This is a genomic window from Streptomyces sp. NBC_01116 (genome assembly GCF_041435495.1).
In the GTDB taxonomy this organism is placed as follows: domain Bacteria; phylum Actinomycetota; class Actinomycetes; order Streptomycetales; family Streptomycetaceae; genus Streptomyces.
On record NZ_CP108644.1, the window covers coordinates 2,897,368 to 2,912,648 of the forward strand.

Genomic DNA, 15,281 nt, shown 5'->3' on the forward strand with positions numbered 1-15,281 from the left:
TTGCGCGGGGTTGGACAATGGAGGGTGGCCGTCCGGATCCTCCGGTCATCAGGTCGTCCGAGGGAGGAACCCCACATGACACAGTCCGAGCGGAACGAACGGCAGCGGCTGCGCCCCGCGCCGCTGCTCTTCGAGCCGTCTCAGGCCACCGCGGATCCGGAGCACTTCTTCGACCTGGAGTCGGTGGAGGACCCCCGTGAGCTGCTGGCCCGTGCGACCGAGCTGACGCATGCCTTCCGGGCGGCGACGGACCGGTCGGTGGAGTTCCAGGCGATGGCGGCGGCGCAGCTCGCCGACCCGCGCCGGTTCGACCGGCTGACCGCGGCGGACGTCGCGGAGCGCGCGGAGTGGACCGAGGACTACGCGAAGAAGATGATCGAGTTCGGCCGCTCGCTGCTCGACGCGCCCGGAGCCTGACCTACGGGGCCCGCGAGGCCGCTGCGGCCGGTGGGGTCGGTGATGCCGATGTGACCTGTGAGGGTGGACAGGGCCTGTGGGGCGGCCGGGGCGGATGATGTTGCGCCAGACCGGGGGTCAGGTCCCGTGGCATATTCCGGCGGGCAAGATACCCCTTCCCCTCCCGGCCTGTCCCGGTTTCCCGCAACTCTCGGAATCCTCTCCATTACTCCCGGTAGACCTTGCTCCATGAGCGCATGGCCGAAAGACGAAACGACCCTGCAGACCGGTGCCGCCCCGCACCACGGCGTCGACATCTTCGCCCTGCTGCGGGACCAGTCCGGACCCCAGGCCGCACAGGTCACGGCGGCCGGCGCCGCCTGGCTGGCAGGGGCCGCCCCCTACCCGCGCAGCACGCTCGCCCACTGGGAGGAGCGTCCCAAGGCCCCCGGTGTGCTGCCCTGCGGTTCCGCCTTCGACGTCGTGAACGTGCCGGCGCTGTTCGGGCGGCGGATGCTGGAGCAGCTCTGGGCGGAGGGGCCCGGCTCCGGCCCGGTCGCCACGCACCGGGGCCGGATGCTGCTGTTCGCCGCCCCGGGAACGGCCCAGCGGCTGCCCTCGCTGCTCGCCTGGGAGGAGTGGGGAACCAGCGGTTCCGGGGGCGCCGGAGACTCCGGGAAGCGGCGCGGCACGGTGCCGCCGCTGCTCTGCCACGGCACCGGCGACGCCGTGACCGTACCGCCGCTGACCTGCGCGTCGTCCGAGAGCGGGCCACGCTGGGTGGTCGCCCCCGACACCCGTAATCCGTGGCTCCCGGGCCCCGATGTGCTGCTCTGGGCGTGTGTGCGGGTGAGCCGGTCCGCGTCCTGTCCGGGTGCCGCGCAGGCGATTTTTCCTCGGGCGGATCAGGGTGCTAATGTCTACGACGTCACCAGGCGCCGTTAGCTCAGTTGGTTAGAGCAGCTGACTCTTAATCAGCGGGTCCGGGGTTCGAGTCCCTGACGGCGCACAGACGGAAGAAGCCCCCCGCGGAAGCGGGGGGCTTCTTCGCGTACGGAGGCCCGCGCCCCGGGCCGGTTCAGACGCCGGTGGTGACCCGGACGGTCCAGGAGCCGGACGGGGTGCGGTCGGCGACCTCGATGCGGGTGTCGTCGCCCGGCACGGTGAAGGTCTCCCCGATCCCGAGCGGGGCGTCGGCCAGCGGCGGGTAGACCGAGCGGTCCCAGCAGGCCCCGGTGTCCGGGTGGGTGTCGACCACCTCGACGGGCCCGCCACCGGAGGCCGTCCCGCTGCGGACGCGGTAGATCAGGATACCCTCGGCGCAGGTGCCCCGGTCGTTCCCGGTGGCGCTGCGGGCCTCGATGGCCAGGGCGCTGTCGGCGCCGGTACGGACGACGGCGAGCCGGGTCCCGATCGACCCGCCGGGCACCGGGGCGGCGGCGACCGGTTCCAGCGTGAGGTCGGCCGAGCCCTGGACGCAGACGACCTGGCGTCCGCCGAGCCAGCCGAGCTTCCACTTGTGCCAGCCGAACAGGTCCGGGGCGAGGCCGAACTGGCTGCCCATGACGTCCCAGTCGCCGACGTGGGTGTCCCAGTCGCCCTTGCCGTCGGTGGGCCGGTGGTAGAGGTCGGCGAGGTCGAAGACGTGCCCGGTCTCGTGGGCGAGGACGTTGCGGTCGGGCGGGTGCTGCTCGAAGACCGTGACAACGCGCCGGATGTCGCTGTCGTCGGCGCGGAGCGGCCGGTCGAAGTTGACGACCTTGGTGGCGTCGGAGTCGACGCCGGGGGCGTCCGGGTCGGCCACCAGGTAGACGACGTCGTACCGGGAGAAGTCCACCTCCGGGTCGGCGGCGTCGATGGCGTCACGCAGATAGGCGGTGCGGCGCTCCGCGTTCCAGTCACGCTCTATGCCGTACCAGGTGGAGTCGCGCGGCATCCGCGTCCAGGTCCGCTGCGGATGGGGGCGCAGGGTGAACCGGCCATAACTGGCGCGTTCGAAGAAGCGCGTCGTGGCGGGGAAGTGGTCGGCGGTGAGCGCCTCGGGGGTGAGCACGGGCTCGGAGTCCGGGAAGGACAGGAAGATCATGACCGCGTCGAGACCCTGGTCGGGGCGCGGGTACGCCGCGTTCCAGGTGTTCAGCCCGAGCGAGTGGTGCGCCGCCGACCGGGGCAGGGCGCAGGGTGCCGCGTCCCTCGCGGCGGCCGCGGCGGGGCCCGCGACGAGGGACGTGGCGGCGAGCGCCAGGAGGGAGGTGGCGGCGGCGGCCAGACTGCGCAGTGGCGGCCGTTCCGCTCCCCCGGGTCCGCGACGGCACGGCACATCGACCTCCGGGTGGGGAAACACGGTCCATCCCGTCCACCCTGTGCCGCTTCACCACGCCACGCCCTGTTGTGCTGCCCCACACGGGTAAGCGGTCAGAATCGTCGCCCACACCTTCACGGAACGTCACTGCCAGCCATTTCAGCCATCCAACGAAACAGATCCGCACAGAAACAACCAGGATCGGGCAAAGCGGAACGCCTGCTCCCGTCCCCTCGCGAACGCGCGCGATGGCCCGGACCTGACGGTGAGCTGGAACGGCCGACGCGGCACCCTCTATGCTTCACCACGCTTTCCCGCGTGGAACGGGCCCGTTCACGGGACCGCCACCCGGTGACCAGTCCGACCCCACCAGTTCACGACGACCTTCACAGCGGGAGCGAGCGGTGAGCGGAACCTCCGAAGGGCCGAGCGCACGGGCGGGCACGGCCTCCGGCGTGCCCCCCGCGCCGGTCACGGAGCGTCATATGACGGCGATGGAACCGCTGGTCACGGACGCACCGGCCACGGCCCCACCACCCGGGGCCCCGGCCGCCGAGGCCCCGCCCCCCGCCGGCGACGGCGACGGCGACCGCGCCGGTCACGGCCCCACCGCCTCCGAGCTGCGCGACTGCCGGGCCGCCTTCAACGCCGCCGCACTCCCCATGGGCGTCGTCGACGGCCGGGGCCACGTCGTGCGGGCCAACGATGCGCTCGGCGGGCTCCTGGGCACCGCGGTGGCGGTCCTCACCGGCCGGCGGGCGAGCGAACTGCTCGACCTCGCGTCCGACGACCGCACCTGGCACGCCTATCGCGAGGTCCTCCTGGGCCGCCGCTCCCGGTTCCGCTGCACCCGACGCCTCAAGCATCCCGACGGGCGCTCCCTGTGGGCCGAGGTCACCATCGTGCCGATGACCGGAACGTCGGCGGCGGAGCCCGCCCGGGTCCTGCTGACGGTCGCGGACGTCAGCGACCGCCGCGAGCTCCAGGAGCGGCTGCGCCACCTCCAGATGCACGACCCGGTGACCCGGCTGCCCAACCGGACGCTGTTCTTCGAGCGCCTCGCCTCGGCCCTGGAGACCCCGCCGTACCAGGACGACGCGATGCCGCCGCGGCGGCACGCCCGGATCGGGCTCTGCTATCTGGACCTGGACGGCTTCAAGGCGATCAACGACACGCTGGGGCACCGGACCGGGGACCGGCTGCTGGCCGCCGTCGCCGCACGGCTCACCGACTGCGCCGAGAACGACGCCTCCCGCCACGCCGGGGGCAGCCGGCTGGTGGCGCGCCTGGGCGGCGACGAGTTCGCGATCCTGGTCGAGGACTCGACGGGCACCGAGGAGCTGACCGAGCTGGCCCGCTCGGTCCTCGCCGCGCTCCAGCAGCCGTTCGACCTCGCCGGACAGCGGCTCTCGGTCTCCGCGTCGATCGGGGTGGTCGAACGGACCGCGGCGGGCACCTCGCCCACCGGTCTGATGCAGGCCGCCGACACCACGCTGTACTGGGCGAAGGCGGACGGCAAGGCCCGCTGGACCCTGTTCGACCCCGAGCGCAACGCCCACCGCATGACCCGGCAGTCGCTCTCCTCCACGCTCCGGCCCGCCGTGGAGCGCGGCGAGTTCACCCTGGAGTACCAGCCGCTGGTCGGGATGGCGGACGGGGTGCTGCGCGGCGTCGAGGCGCTGGTGCGCTGGAACCATCCGCAGTTCGGCGTGCTGCCGCCGAATCGGTTCGTCCAGATCGCCGAGGAGGACGGCTCGATCGTCCAGCTCGGCCGGTGGGTGCTGCGCACCGCGTGCCGGCAGGCGCGGCGCTGGCAGCTGGACCACCCGGACGAGCCGCCGCTGTTCATCAGCGTCAACGTCGCCGTACGGCAGGTCTGGGACTCCGACCTGGTCGCCGACGTGGCCGAGATCCTGGCCGAGACCGGGCTGGCCCCCGGGCTGCTCCAGCTGGAGCTGACCGAGTCGGCGGTGATGGGGTCGGGCGGCCGTCCGCTGCGGGCGCTCCAGGCCCTGAGCGACATGGGCGTACGGATCGCCATCGACGACTTCGGGACCGGCTACTCGAACCTCGCCTACCTCAGCAGGCTGCCCGTCTCCGTGCTGAAGCTGGACGGGGCGTTCGTGAAGGGCTTCCGGTACGAGGACGGTACGCACCCGAGCCCGGCCGACGAGACGATCGTGGAGGCCATGGTGCAGCTGGCGCACCGCCTGGGCCTGACCGTCACCGCGGAGTGCGTGGAGACGGCCGGGCAGGCGGAGCGGCTGCGGCGGATCGGCTGCGACACAGGGCAGGGCTGGCTGTACTCGCGGGCCGTGGCGCCGGAGCAGATCGCCGGGCTGATCGGCTCCCGCCCGCTGGAGGGCTGACCCCCCCCCGGCCGGGACCCCGCACGGCGCCACGGGCCCCGCACGGCGCCACGGGCCCCGCACGGCGCTACGGGGCCGCGGGCAGGCCGTACGCGTCCGCGATCAGGTCGTAGCTGCGCAGCCGCGCCTCGCCGCCGTGCGCGTTGGCGGTGATCATCAGCTCGTCGGCGCCGGTCCGCTTGGCCAGGTCGTCGAGGCCGCCGCGGACCTCGTCGGCGGTGCCGTGGACGACGTTGGCGAGCCAGCCGTCGACGAACTCCCGCTCCATCGGGGAGAAGTCGTACGCCGCGGCCTCCTCGGGGCTCGGGATCAGCCCCGGGCGGCCGGTGCGCAGCCGGACCATGGACAGGGCTCCGGTCAGCACCTGGCGGCGGGCCTCGCGCTCGTCGTCGGCGGCCAGCGCCGAGACCCCGATCAGGGCGTACGGGGCGTCCAGCACGGCGGAGGGCCGGAAGGACTCGCGGTACAGGTCCAGCGCGGGGATGGTGTTCTGCGCCGAGAAGTGGTGCGCGAAGGCGAACGGCAGCCCCAGCGTCCCGGCCAGCCGCGCGCTGAAGCCGGAGGAGCCCAGCAGCCAGACCGGCGGGCGGTGCGCGGACTGCACGCCGCCGGGGGCGGTCGCCTGGACCGGGCCCGGCACGGCGTGGATCCGGGCGTACGGATGCCCGTCGGGGAAGTCGTCGTCCAGGAACCGGATCAGCTCCATGAGCTGCTGCGGGAAGTCGTCCGCGCCCTCGTTGAGCCGGTCGCTGCGGCGCAGGGCCGCCGCCGTCGCCCCGTCGGTGCCGGGGGCGCGGCCGAGGCCGAGGTCGACGCGGCCCGGGGCCATCGCCTCCAGGGTGCCGAACTGCTCGGCGATCACCAGCGGCGCGTGGTTGGGCAGCATCACCCCGCCGGAACCGAGCCGGATACGCTCGGTGTGGGCGGCGATGTGCGCCAGGATCACGGCCGGGGAGGACGAGGCGACCCCGGGCATGGAGTGGTGCTCGGCGACCCAGAAGCGGTGGAAGCCGCGGCTCTCGGTGAGCTTCGCGATGTCCACGCTGGTGCGCAGGGCCCGCGTCGCGGTGCTGCCCTGCCCCACGGTGACGAGATCGAGGACGGACAGCGGAACGGCGGCCGTTCCGGCTGCGGCGCCCCGGATCCCGTCGGCGTCGGCCGGGCCGCCGCTCGCGCCCCCGGTGGTCGCGTCACCTCGCGTGTCGCTGCGGGTCTCGTCGCCTCGGATCTCGTCCACGTGTCGGCCTCTCCCGGTGCTGCTGTCGTACGGGTGCGTATCGGAGGGGTGCAACAGGAGGATGACTCCGTTTATTCCCGCACCTGTCCGGGGCGCCACGTCCCGACGCCCCGGACGACCTGACGACCGTACGGCCCGACGACCGTACGACCCGACGACCGGACGCCGCCGGGCTACTCCCGTACCTCGATGCCCTTCGGCTCCAGCGACCTCAGCACCGGCTCGCGGGTGGCGAACAGGGTGCCCAGGGTGGGGGCCCAGGTCCGGCGGTCGGTGAGACGCAGCCCCTCCCACACCGTCACCTGGTTCGCCGTGAGGACGGGCTTGCCGAGGAGTTCCTCCAGCTCGGGGACGTACGCGGTGGTGTGCAGGGAGGTGTCCGGGACGAGCACCACCTCGGCGTCCGGGTGGTCGGCCTCACGCGCCAGCCGCTTCACCCGTTCCGGGGCCCAGCCACCGGCCTCGGCCGACGACGCGGCCCCGCCGGACACGGCGGCCACCACCTCCACGCCCGCCGTCGCCAGGAACTCCGCGAAGAGCCCGGTGACGTCCTCGGGGTAGGGGGCGGCGACCGCGACCCGGCCCGCGCCCAGCTCCCGTACCGCGTGGACGAAGCCGATCGAGGTGCTGGAGGCGGGCAGGCCCGCGCTCCGGGCGAGCGTGGCGACCTGCTCGTGCGCGCCCTCCCAGCCCTGCCCGAAGCTGCCGCCACTGGAGGCCCACAGCAGCGCCTCGGCCCCGGCGAGACGCAGTTCCTCGACGCCCTCGGCGATCCGGGCGGGTGCGCCCTGCTCGCGCAGCGCGTCGGCGCGGTAGGCGTCCTCGCCGGTCTCGGTGGAGAACAGGGGCAGTCGGATGTCGGTGTCGAGCAGGATCTCGGTCCGTGGGAAGTCGTCCTCGGCGGCGTGGCCCGGGTAGAGAAGTCCTACGGTCGTCATGTCCACCCTTCCTGTGCGTCGACGGCTGGCCGCACGGCGGGCGACCCCGCTACGGGGTCGCTGCGGGCCGTCCGGACGCTCCGGCGGCCGTGACCGCGCGACCGGTCACTCTTGCCCCGCCTTGTTCCCAGTATTCCCCCGGGCGGGCTCCGGGGCGCGCGGCCGGGCCTCGTTGACGGCGGGGGAGCCTGCTGCGAGCGTGGGCGGATCCCGTACGTCCGTTCCGTCCCGGAGGGCCGACCAGCGATGCCGGATCCCGTCCTGCTCGTCCTCGACGCGGCGCCCTCCCCGCGGCTCGGCCGGCTGACCGGCCGGGTGGACGTGCGGTACGCGGACGCCTCCTCGCTCGCCGGGCTGCTCCCGGACGCCGATGTGCTGCTCGTATGGGACCTGGCGTCCGACGCGGTGCGGCGGGCCTGGCCCGGGCCGGGCGCGCGGCCGCGGTGGGTGCACACGGCGAGCGCGGGCGTGGACCGGCTGCTCTGCCCGGAGCTGGTCGCGTCCGACACGGTCCTCACCAACGCGCGGGGCGTCTTCGAGCGGCCGGTCGCGGAGAGCGTGGCGGGTCTGGTGCTGGCCTTCGCCACGGATCTGCCCGGCGTCCTGGAGTGCCGGCGGGAGCGGCGCCCGCACGACCGGGAGGGGCAGCGGGTCGCCGGTTCGCGGGCGCTGGTGGTGGGCGCGGGGCCGATCGGCCGGGAGATCACCCGGCTGCTGCACGGCCTGGGGCTCACGGTGGCGCTGGTGGGGCGGACGGCCCGGCGCACGATCCACGGGGTGGCGGATCTGGACCGGCTGGCGGCGCGCGCGGACTGGGTGATCGCGGCGGTCCCGCTCACGGAGTCGACGCGCGGGATGTTCGACAGCCGGTTCTTCGGGCTGCTCCAGCCGTCGGCACGGTTCATCGACGCCGGGCGCGCGGCGACGGTGGTCGAGGCCGACCTGGTGGACGCGCTGAACCGCCGCTGGCTCGCGGGGGCGGCGCTCAGCACCTTCCAGGAGGAGGCGCCCGCCCCCGGGAGCCCGCTGTGGGATGCCCCGGGTCTCGTCCTGACCCCGGCCCTGGGCGGGAACACCGCGGGCTGGCGGGACCGGCTGGGCGAGCGTTTCGTGGCGATGTACGAACAGTGGTCGCGCGGGGCGCCGTTGCCGAACACGGTGGACAAGAAGCTCGGTTACGTCCCGTCGACCGACCTCTCCGAGGACGGCCCCGCGCACTGACGCGCCGCACGGAGTGACCGGCCTCTCACTGACGCGCTGTCATGAATCCTTCCCCACCGGGGAACACGCCCCGCACTCCCCCGGTCGCACTCTGCCCCGTTCGGGCACGGGAAGGTCACCTTCCGGCCACTGTTGGGTTACATGACTCCGGCCTCCTGCATAGACGTACGGGATCGGGCAGGCGCTCACCCTGTCCGGACTGTTCGACCTCCAGGAGATTGCGAACCATGGCTGAATTCCCGAACCTGTCCCGCCGGGGCTTCCTCAACGGATCGGCTGCCGTGGGCGGCCTCCTCGTCGTTCCCGGCCTCCTCACCGCGTGCAGCAAGACCGACGCCGGCTCCGCGACCGGCGAGGGCGCCCTGGACAAGCTCCGCAAGCAGGGCTTCGTACGGGTGGCGTACGCGAACGAGGCCCCGTACGGCTACCTGGAGGGCAAGGAGCTCAAGGGCGAGGCCCCGACGCTGCACCGGGAGATCTTCAAGGCGCTCGGGGTGGACGAGCTGAAGCCGACGCTCTCCGAGTGGGACGGGCTGATCCCCGGGCTCCAGGCCGGGAAGTACGACGTGGTCAGCGCGGGCATGGCCATCACCCCGGAGCGCTGCGGCAACGCGATCTTCTCCGAGCCGGAGTTCATCTCGCCGACCGCGCTGATGGTGCGGAAGGGCAACCCGAAGAAGATCACCGACCTGGCCTCCGCGAAGGAAGCGGGAATCACCGTCGGCGTGATGTCCGGTGCGGTCGAGGGCAGTTACGCCAAGGGCGCCGGCATAGCCGAGGACAGGATCAAGACGCTGCAGAAGCCGCAGGACGGGGCCGACGCCGTCAAGGGCGGCCGGGTCGACGCCTTCCTGCTCACCGGCATCTCGCTGCGCTGGCTGGCGAAGACCAACCCGGACACCGAGGTCACCGAGGCGTTCGTGCCGGAGCTGGACGGCAAGGAGCAGTTCTCCCCCGGCGGCGCGGTGTTCCGCAAGGGCAACGAGGACCTGCGGGACTCCTTCAACCGCGAGCTGAAGAAGATCGTGTCGGACCGCTCCCGCTATGTGCAGCTGCTGGAGCCGTACGGCTTCGGGGAGACGGAGATCCCGCCCGCCGACCTGAAGACGGCGGACCTGTGCGAGGGCTGACGGGGCGGGCGGGCGCGCGCGCATGAGCGACTTCCTCTCCCTCCTCGTCGAGGAGTTCCCCAGAGTCCGGTCGGGTCTGTGGGTGACGCTCCAGGCCACGGTCCTGGGCGCACTGCTGGCCGGGGTGCTGGCCTTCGCCCTCGGGCTGATGGCGGGCAGCCGGCTGTTCCTGGCCCGGGGGGTCTCCCGGGTGGTCGTGGAGTTCTTCCGGGGCACCTCCCTCTACATCCAGCTGTTCTGGCTCTACTACGCGATGCCGCTGCTGACCGGCTACGAACTGACCCCGGTCGTCTGCGGGGTGGTCGCGTTCGGCCTCAACTTCGGTGCGTACGGCGCGGAAGTGGTGCGCGGCGCGATCAACTCCGTGCCGCGCGGGCAGTACGAGGCGGCGATCGCGCTCAACCTGAGCCCGAACAGGCGGCTGTGGAAGGTGATCCTACCGCAGGCCTGGGTGCAGATGATCCCGAGCTTCACCAACCTGCTGATCCAGCTGCTGAAGGCGACCCCGCTGCTGTGGCTGATCTCCGCCGCCGATCTGATGACGGTGATCCAGCAGCTGCGCGACCGTACCGGTGAGACCCTCACCGCCTATCTGACCCTGCTGGCCGCCTACTTCGTCCTGGCCTACGCGCTCACGATGCTGATGAACCTGCTGGAGCGGAGCGCCAAGCGACGGCTCGGCCTGGACACCGGCGCGAAGAGCCTGTTCAAGAGCCGCAGCGCGTCCACGACCGCCGTGGGAGGTACCCGGTGAACGGCTTCGACTGGAACGCCGTCGGCGAGTCCCTGCCCCTTCTCCTGGAGGGGTTCAAGGTCACCCTGCTCGCCACGGTGCTCGGCACCCTGGTGGCGGCCGTGCTGGGCCTGGCCGTCGCGATGGCCGGACGCGCGCCCAGCAGGTTCGTGACGGTCCCGGTGCGCCTCGTCACGGAGTTCGTCCGCTCCACCCCGCTGCTGGTCCAACTGGTCGGGGCTGCCGCCCTGTTCAACACGGTGGAGCCGCTGTACATCGGCATCGCCGTGCTGGGCGTCCACTACGCCGCGTACACCTCCGAGGTCTACCGGGCCGGGATCGACGGCGTGCCGAAGGGCCAGTGGGAGGCGTGCCGCGCGCTGTCGCTGTCGCCCCGGCGCACCTGGCAGGCCGTGATCCTGCCGCAGGCGGTGCGCAACGTGCTGCCCGCGCTCGGGAACTACGCGATCTCGATGTTCAAGGAGACGCCGTTCCTCGCCGTGATCACGGTGCAGGAGATGGTCTTCGAGGCCCGGAAGTACGGGGCCGAGCAGTTCGCGTACACCGAGGTGTTCACCCTCGCCGGCCTGATCTTCCTGGTCGCGAGCTACCCCACGTCGCTGTTGATGAGAAAGCTGGAGAAGCGCCTTGGCCACTGAACCCCTCCCCCTGCAGAAGACGGAGTCGCCGGGGCCGGCCGCAGCTCCCGAGGACGCGGTGCCGGCCACCGCCCGCACGGGTGAGCCGCTGGTGCGGTTCGACAAGGTGGTGAAGCGCTACGGCGACCATGTGGTGCTGGACGAGCTGGACTTCACCGTGGACCGCGGCGAGCACGTCACGCTGATCGGGCCCAGCGGCTCGGGCAAGACCACGATCCTGCGGCTGCTGATGACGCTGGAGAAGGTCAGCGGCGGGGTGATCTGGGTCAACGGCGAGCCGTTGACCCACGTACGGGCCCCCGACGGTTCGCTGAAGCCCGCGGGCGAGAAGCAGCTGCGCGCGTCCCGGAAGAAGATCGGGATGGTCTTCCAGCAGTTCAACCTCTTCCCCAACATGAAGGTGATCGAGAACATCACCGAGGCCCCGGTCAGCGTGCTCGGCAAGAGCCGCGAGGAGGCCGAGGTGCGGGCCCGGGAGCTGCTGGACCTGGTCGGGCTCTCCGCGAAGGTCGACGCCCACCCCTCGCAGCTCTCCGGCGGCCAGCAGCAGCGGGTCGCCATCGCCCGCGCCCTGGCGATGGAGCCGGAGATCCTGCTCCTGGACGAGGTGACGTCGGCGCTCGACCCGGAGCTGGTGGCGGGCGTGCTGGAGCTGCTGGGGGACATCGCCCGGAACACCGACATCACCATGCTCTGCGTGACCCACGAGATGAACTTCGCCCGGGACGTCTCGCAGAAGGTGCTGATGTTCGACGCGGGACGGGTCGTGGAGTCCGGATCCCCGGAGAAAATCTTCTCCGATCCGTCACACGAACGTACGCGCGAGTTCCTCAACGCGGTGCTGTGACCTCGCAGTTGCGCTTGCGCCCATGACGCTGGCATATGCCGGACGGGTGCGCCCCAGATGACAGCTCCGGGGCGCGCCCACCGACCCGTCAACTGCCGCCCCGCGACGGCGTTCCGGCGGCTATCGTGGGGCGAAAGCTTGCGGTCACAACCTGGTAGGGGGACACCGTGGCGTTGAAGCCCGAGCCGACCGCGCCGTTCCATTCGGTGCAGTACGCCCTGCGCGTGCTCGAAACGGTTTCCAAGCACGGCAACGGCGTGACCGATGCCCAGATCTCCCGCGAGACGGGGCTGCCGACCGGCCACCTCGCCTCCCTGCTCCTCACGCTGCGCCGCGAGGGATACGTGGAGCAGGTCAGCGACGGCGCGTACGTCATCGGCGCCTCGCTGCTGCTGCTCGGTTCCGGGGCGGCCCGCCGCCAGGCCCTGGAGGACCGCCTCCAGCACACCCTGAGCGAGCTGCGCGACTCCGTCGGCGCGGCGGTCTACCTCAGCCGCTACGTCGACGGCGAGGTCAGCGTGCAGCAGGTCGCGGACGGGCCGCTGACCCCGGCGGTCAACGAGTGGGTGGACTTCCGCTCCTCCGCGCACGCCAGCGCGGTCGGCAAGTGCCTGCTGGCCCAGCTCGACCACGACGGGCGGCGCGACCACATCTCCCGGCACCGGACGGCCCGGCTCACCTCCCGGACGATCACCGACGAGAAGATCCTCTTCTCCCAGCTGGACGCGCAGTCCGTCACGGTCCCGGTGCTGGATATCCAGGAGTACGCGGTGGGCACCGTCTGCGCGGCCGTGCCGCTGACGGCCGGCTCCGCCGCGGGCTGCCTCGCCCTGTCGCTGCCGATCGAGGACGCGCACCGGCTGCGGGCGGCGGCCGACACCCTCAGCCGCCGGGCGGCTCCGGTCCTGCTGTCGCTGGCTCTGTAGCGGCCGGGGGCGCCCCCGGAGGGCGGGGCCACGATGGGTGTCATCAGCACCCTTGCGGACCAGGTATTATTTTCGAGTCAGCAGGCGCCGTTAGCTCAGTTGGTTAGAGCAGCTGACTCTTAATCAGCGGGTCCGGGGTTCGAGTCCCTGACGGCGCACGACACGCAGTGGGCGGTCTCCTTCACGGAGGCCGCCCACTGTGCTTTGCCCAGGTCAGAGCGGTCTGCCGTGGTCGGCGTACCGGGCGAGCAGGCCCTCCAGACCCTCGGCGTCCAGCAGGGCGTACGAGCGGTCGCCGTCCCGGTCCCACCACACCGGGTCCGGGCAGCGGAAGCCCGCCCGGCGCAGCTCCACCCGGTGGATCTTGTTCGTCGCGGTGACCGGCATCCGGCCGAGGATCCGGACGAACCGGGGAGCCATCTTCGTCCCCAGGTCCGGCTGGGCCCGCAGGAACGCGGCGAAGGCCGCCGGGTCGAAGACCGCGCCCGCCCGGAGCGCCAAAGCGGCCATCACCTGGTCGCCGGTGACCGGGTCCGGGACGGCGTAGACGGCGGTGGCGGCCGCCTCCTCCCAGCGGGCCAGAATGTGCTCGATCGTCGCGGCGGCCAGGTTCTCGCTGTCGACGCGGAGCCGGTCGTCCGTGCGGCCGGCGAAGTAGAGGAAGCCGTCGGCGTCGCGGTAGAAGAGGTCCCCGGTCCAGTACCAGCCGCAGCGGGCCCGCTCCGCGTCCGCCTCCGGGTTGCGCCAGTAGCCCTCGAAGGGCGTCGGGCCCCGGTTGACCAGCTCGCCGATGGCCTCGTCACCGTTGAGCAGGCGCCCGCCCGGGCCGAAGCGGGCCGGGGCCCGTTCCTCTCCGGTCTCCGGGTCGACGACGGCGAGGTCGTCGGCGGGGGCGGCCCGGCCGATCGCGCCCGGCGGGGTGCCGGAGGTGCGCTGGATGGCGGCGCCGCCCTCGGAGGAGCCGTATCCCTCCACGAGCCGCACCCCGAACCGTTCCCGGAACCGGGCCGCGTCCACCGCGCCGGCCTCGGTCCCGAAGCCGAGGCGCAGCGGGTGGTTCCGGTCGTCCGGGCGCTCGGGGGTGGCCAGCAGATACTGCACGGCCCGCCCGACGTAGGTGAAGTACGTCGCCCCGTAGGCGCGTACGTCGTCGAGGAAGGCGGAGGCGGAGAAGCGGGGGCGCAGCGCTATCGCGGCTCCGGCGGCGAGGGCGGGGGCCCAGTCGGCGAGGACCGCGTTGCCGTGGAACATCGGCATGCAGATGTAGTGGACGTCGTCCGGCCGTACACCGAAGTGTCCGGCGAGCGACGCACCGGCCCCGGCGAGCCGGCCCTGGGTGCAGATCGCGGCCTTGGGCGCGCCGGTGGAGCCGGAGGTGAAGTAGAGGAGCATACGGCTGTCGCGGCCGACCGGGGCGACGACGGCGTCGCCGGGCCGGGCGCCCGCGTAGGGGGCGAGCAGGGCGGCGTACGCCTCGGTGTCGGTGACCAGGACCCGTACCCCCGGGAGGTCCAGGCCGTCGAGGAGCGGCAGATGGGCGCGCTCGGTGATCAGGACCGGGGCTTCGGTGTGCAGGATGTCGCGGGCCAGCTCGGGGCCGCGCCGGGTCGGGTTGATCCCCGCGACGGCGGCCCCGGCCAGGGCCGCCGCGCTGAGCCACAGTGGGAACTCCGGGGTGTTGTCGAGCAGTACGCCGAGATGCGGCTCACCGCCTCGCGGAAGGAGGTCCGCGAGGAGCGCCGCCCGTGCGGCGGCGCCCTCGACCACCTGGTGATGACTGAGCACGGTGGGGCCGTGCTTCAGGGCGGGCCGGTGGTCACCCCATTGACGTCCTACGAGTTCCGCGACGGTGCCGGTGCCTCTCATGGCGCCGCACGATAACTGAAGGAGCGTCAGAACTTAACGTCGGAGCAGGCGTAGAACGCGTTGGGGGTGTCCGCGACGTTCCAGACGGCGAGAATGATGTGCTTGCCGTTCTTCTGCGTGGGAATCGTGCCCTGGTGGGTCAGGGTCGACGGCGGCTGCTTGTTGCCGTACGGCACCGTCATGAAGGGCTGCGATTCGAGCGCGGCCCGGGTGAGCGGCTTGGTGGAGTCCCAGCCGTCCTTGGTGATGTAGTAGCGGAAGTCGCTGGTGGAGTGGCGGGCGGTGAACTGCCAGCGGAAGCTGTAGCCCTGTCCGCCGGTGACCTGGGTGGCGGGCCAGTTGCCGCCACGCGGGTCGTCGAGCTGGGCGAACTGCCCGTTGCCGCCGGCGCAGATCTTGCCGTCCGCCGGTCCCGCCGCCGGGAAGCCCTTGAGCCCCTCGACGCTCTGCGGCTCCCACTGGATGTTGCCGCAGCCGGTCACCGTGCCGTTGGCACAAAGTTTCTGACGGCTGATCGGGGAGTCCGTGTAGCCGTGGCTGCTGGCGCTCGTGGTCGCGAGCACCGAGACGCCCGCTATCGCCAGACCGATCACGGCCGCGCTTGCCTTTTTCCGCATGGGCTGTCGCTCCTCTAGAACGTGGGGGAGGTTCCATGAG

14 protein-coding genes and 2 tRNA genes are annotated in these 15,281 nt (G+C 72.4%); 11 read left to right on the top strand and 5 right to left on the bottom strand.

Features of this window, described 5'->3' with window-relative positions:
* The first annotated feature begins 75 nt into the window (after positions 1-75).
* The 3 genes from OG245_RS12585 (at position 76) to OG245_RS12595 (ending at position 1,405) form a co-directional block, all read left to right on the top strand.
* Complete coding sequence (locus OG245_RS12585) at positions 76-417, top strand: hypothetical protein (RefSeq protein WP_371623613.1); 342 nt, start codon at positions 76-78, stop codon at positions 415-417.
* A gap of 228 nt (positions 418-645) precedes the next feature.
* Complete coding sequence (locus tag OG245_RS12590) at positions 646-1,341, top strand: bifunctional DNA primase/polymerase (protein ID WP_371623614.1); 696 nt, start codon at positions 646-648, stop codon at positions 1,339-1,341.
* Positions 1,332-1,405, top strand: a tRNA-Lys gene (locus OG245_RS12595). The genes OG245_RS12590 and OG245_RS12595 overlap by 10 nt, the downstream gene beginning before the upstream one ends.
* A gap of 69 nt (positions 1,406-1,474) precedes the next feature.
* Here the strand turns inward: OG245_RS12595 and OG245_RS12600 are convergent.
* The gene (locus tag OG245_RS12600; RefSeq protein WP_371627868.1) at positions 1,475-2,716 is read right to left on the bottom strand and encodes a M6 family metalloprotease domain-containing protein; all 1,242 of its coding nucleotides are present in this window, start codon (positions 2,714-2,716) and stop codon (positions 1,475-1,477) included.
* A 476-nt stretch (positions 2,717-3,192) separates the two neighbouring features.
* Here OG245_RS12600 and OG245_RS12605 point away from each other — a divergent pair, with 476 nt between their 5' ends.
* A complete protein-coding gene (locus tag OG245_RS12605; protein ID WP_371627869.1) occupies positions 3,193-5,067 on the top strand; it encodes a putative bifunctional diguanylate cyclase/phosphodiesterase in 1,875 nt (624 codons plus the stop codon).
* 67 nt (positions 5,068-5,134) lie between these two features.
* On the opposite strand, the gene OG245_RS12610 is transcribed toward OG245_RS12605, so the two are convergent.
* Together OG245_RS12610 and OG245_RS12615 are read right to left on the bottom strand one after the other, a co-directional pair.
* Complete coding sequence (locus tag OG245_RS12610) at positions 5,135-6,304, bottom strand: LLM class flavin-dependent oxidoreductase (protein ID WP_371623615.1); 1,170 nt, start codon at positions 6,302-6,304, stop codon at positions 5,135-5,137.
* A gap of 173 nt (positions 6,305-6,477) precedes the next feature.
* Positions 6,478-7,242: a decarboxylase gene (locus OG245_RS12615; protein ID WP_371623616.1), complete on the bottom strand. Its 765-nt coding sequence runs from the start codon at positions 7,240-7,242 to the stop codon at positions 6,478-6,480.
* Between the two features lie 246 nt (positions 7,243-7,488).
* Here OG245_RS12615 and OG245_RS12620 point away from each other — a divergent pair, with 246 nt between their 5' ends.
* From OG245_RS12620 to OG245_RS12650, 7 genes are all read left to right on the top strand, one after another.
* Positions 7,489-8,463 (top strand): D-2-hydroxyacid dehydrogenase, encoded by a 975-nt coding sequence (locus OG245_RS12620; RefSeq protein WP_371623617.1) that lies wholly within the window; start codon positions 7,489-7,491, stop codon positions 8,461-8,463.
* A 227-nt stretch (positions 8,464-8,690) separates the two neighbouring features.
* Positions 8,691-9,593, top strand: coding sequence for an ectoine/hydroxyectoine ABC transporter substrate-binding protein EhuB (gene ehuB / locus OG245_RS12625; protein ID WP_371623618.1), 903 nt, complete (start codon positions 8,691-8,693; stop codon positions 9,591-9,593).
* Between the two features lie 22 nt (positions 9,594-9,615).
* Complete coding sequence (gene ehuC, locus OG245_RS12630) at positions 9,616-10,347, top strand: ectoine/hydroxyectoine ABC transporter permease subunit EhuC (protein ID WP_371623619.1); 732 nt, start codon at positions 9,616-9,618, stop codon at positions 10,345-10,347.
* A complete protein-coding gene (gene ehuD, locus OG245_RS12635; protein WP_073801073.1) occupies positions 10,344-10,985 on the top strand; it encodes an ectoine/hydroxyectoine ABC transporter permease subunit EhuD in 642 nt (213 codons plus the stop codon). Before ehuC ends, ehuD begins: the two co-directional genes overlap by 4 nt.
* Positions 10,975-11,832, top strand: coding sequence for an ectoine/hydroxyectoine ABC transporter ATP-binding protein EhuA (gene ehuA / locus OG245_RS12640; RefSeq protein WP_371623620.1), 858 nt, complete (start codon positions 10,975-10,977; stop codon positions 11,830-11,832). Before ehuD ends, ehuA begins: the two co-directional genes overlap by 11 nt.
* A gap of 167 nt (positions 11,833-11,999) precedes the next feature.
* Entirely contained in the window at positions 12,000-12,758 is a 759-nt protein-coding gene (locus OG245_RS12645) for an IclR family transcriptional regulator (protein WP_371623621.1), read from the top strand.
* Between the two features lie 84 nt (positions 12,759-12,842).
* A tRNA-Lys gene (locus OG245_RS12650) sits at positions 12,843-12,916 on the top strand.
* A 55-nt stretch (positions 12,917-12,971) separates the two neighbouring features.
* Here OG245_RS12650 and OG245_RS12655 read toward each other — a convergent pair.
* Both OG245_RS12655 and OG245_RS12660 read right to left on the bottom strand, forming a co-directional pair.
* Entirely contained in the window at positions 12,972-14,624 is a 1,653-nt protein-coding gene (locus OG245_RS12655) for an AMP-binding protein (protein WP_371623622.1), read from the bottom strand.
* A gap of 26 nt (positions 14,625-14,650) precedes the next feature.
* A complete protein-coding gene (locus tag OG245_RS12660; RefSeq protein ID WP_026290621.1) occupies positions 14,651-15,241 on the bottom strand; it encodes a lytic polysaccharide monooxygenase in 591 nt (196 codons plus the stop codon).
* Positions 15,242-15,281 lie beyond the last annotated feature (40 nt).

What these genes read in the sequence shown, in the direction of transcription:
- OG245_RS12590 (WP_371623614.1), top strand. Translation starts at nt 646, where the DNA reads ATGAGCGCATGGCCGAAAGACGAAACGACCCTGCAGACCGGTGCCGCC.
- OG245_RS12585 (WP_371623613.1), top strand. Translation starts at nt 76, where the DNA reads ATGACACAGTCCGAGCGGAACGAACGGCAGCGGCTGCGCCCCGCGCCG.
- ehuC (WP_371623619.1), top strand. Translation starts at nt 9,616, where the DNA reads ATGAGCGACTTCCTCTCCCTCCTCGTCGAGGAGTTCCCCAGAGTCCGG.
- OG245_RS12655 (WP_371623622.1), bottom strand. Translation starts at nt 14,624, where the DNA reads ATGAGAGGCACCGGCACCGTCGCGGAACTCGTAGGACGTCAATGGGGT.
- OG245_RS12615 (WP_371623616.1), bottom strand. Translation starts at nt 7,242, where the DNA reads ATGACGACCGTAGGACTTCTCTACCCGGGCCACGCCGCCGAGGACGAC.
- OG245_RS12620 (WP_371623617.1), top strand. Translation starts at nt 7,489, where the DNA reads ATGCCGGATCCCGTCCTGCTCGTCCTCGACGCGGCGCCCTCCCCGCGG.
- OG245_RS12605 (WP_371627869.1), top strand. Translation starts at nt 3,193, where the DNA reads ATGGAACCGCTGGTCACGGACGCACCGGCCACGGCCCCACCACCCGGG.
- ehuB (WP_371623618.1), top strand. Translation starts at nt 8,691, where the DNA reads ATGGCTGAATTCCCGAACCTGTCCCGCCGGGGCTTCCTCAACGGATCG.
- OG245_RS12660 (WP_026290621.1), bottom strand. Translation starts at nt 15,241, where the DNA reads ATGCGGAAAAAGGCAAGCGCGGCCGTGATCGGTCTGGCGATAGCGGGC.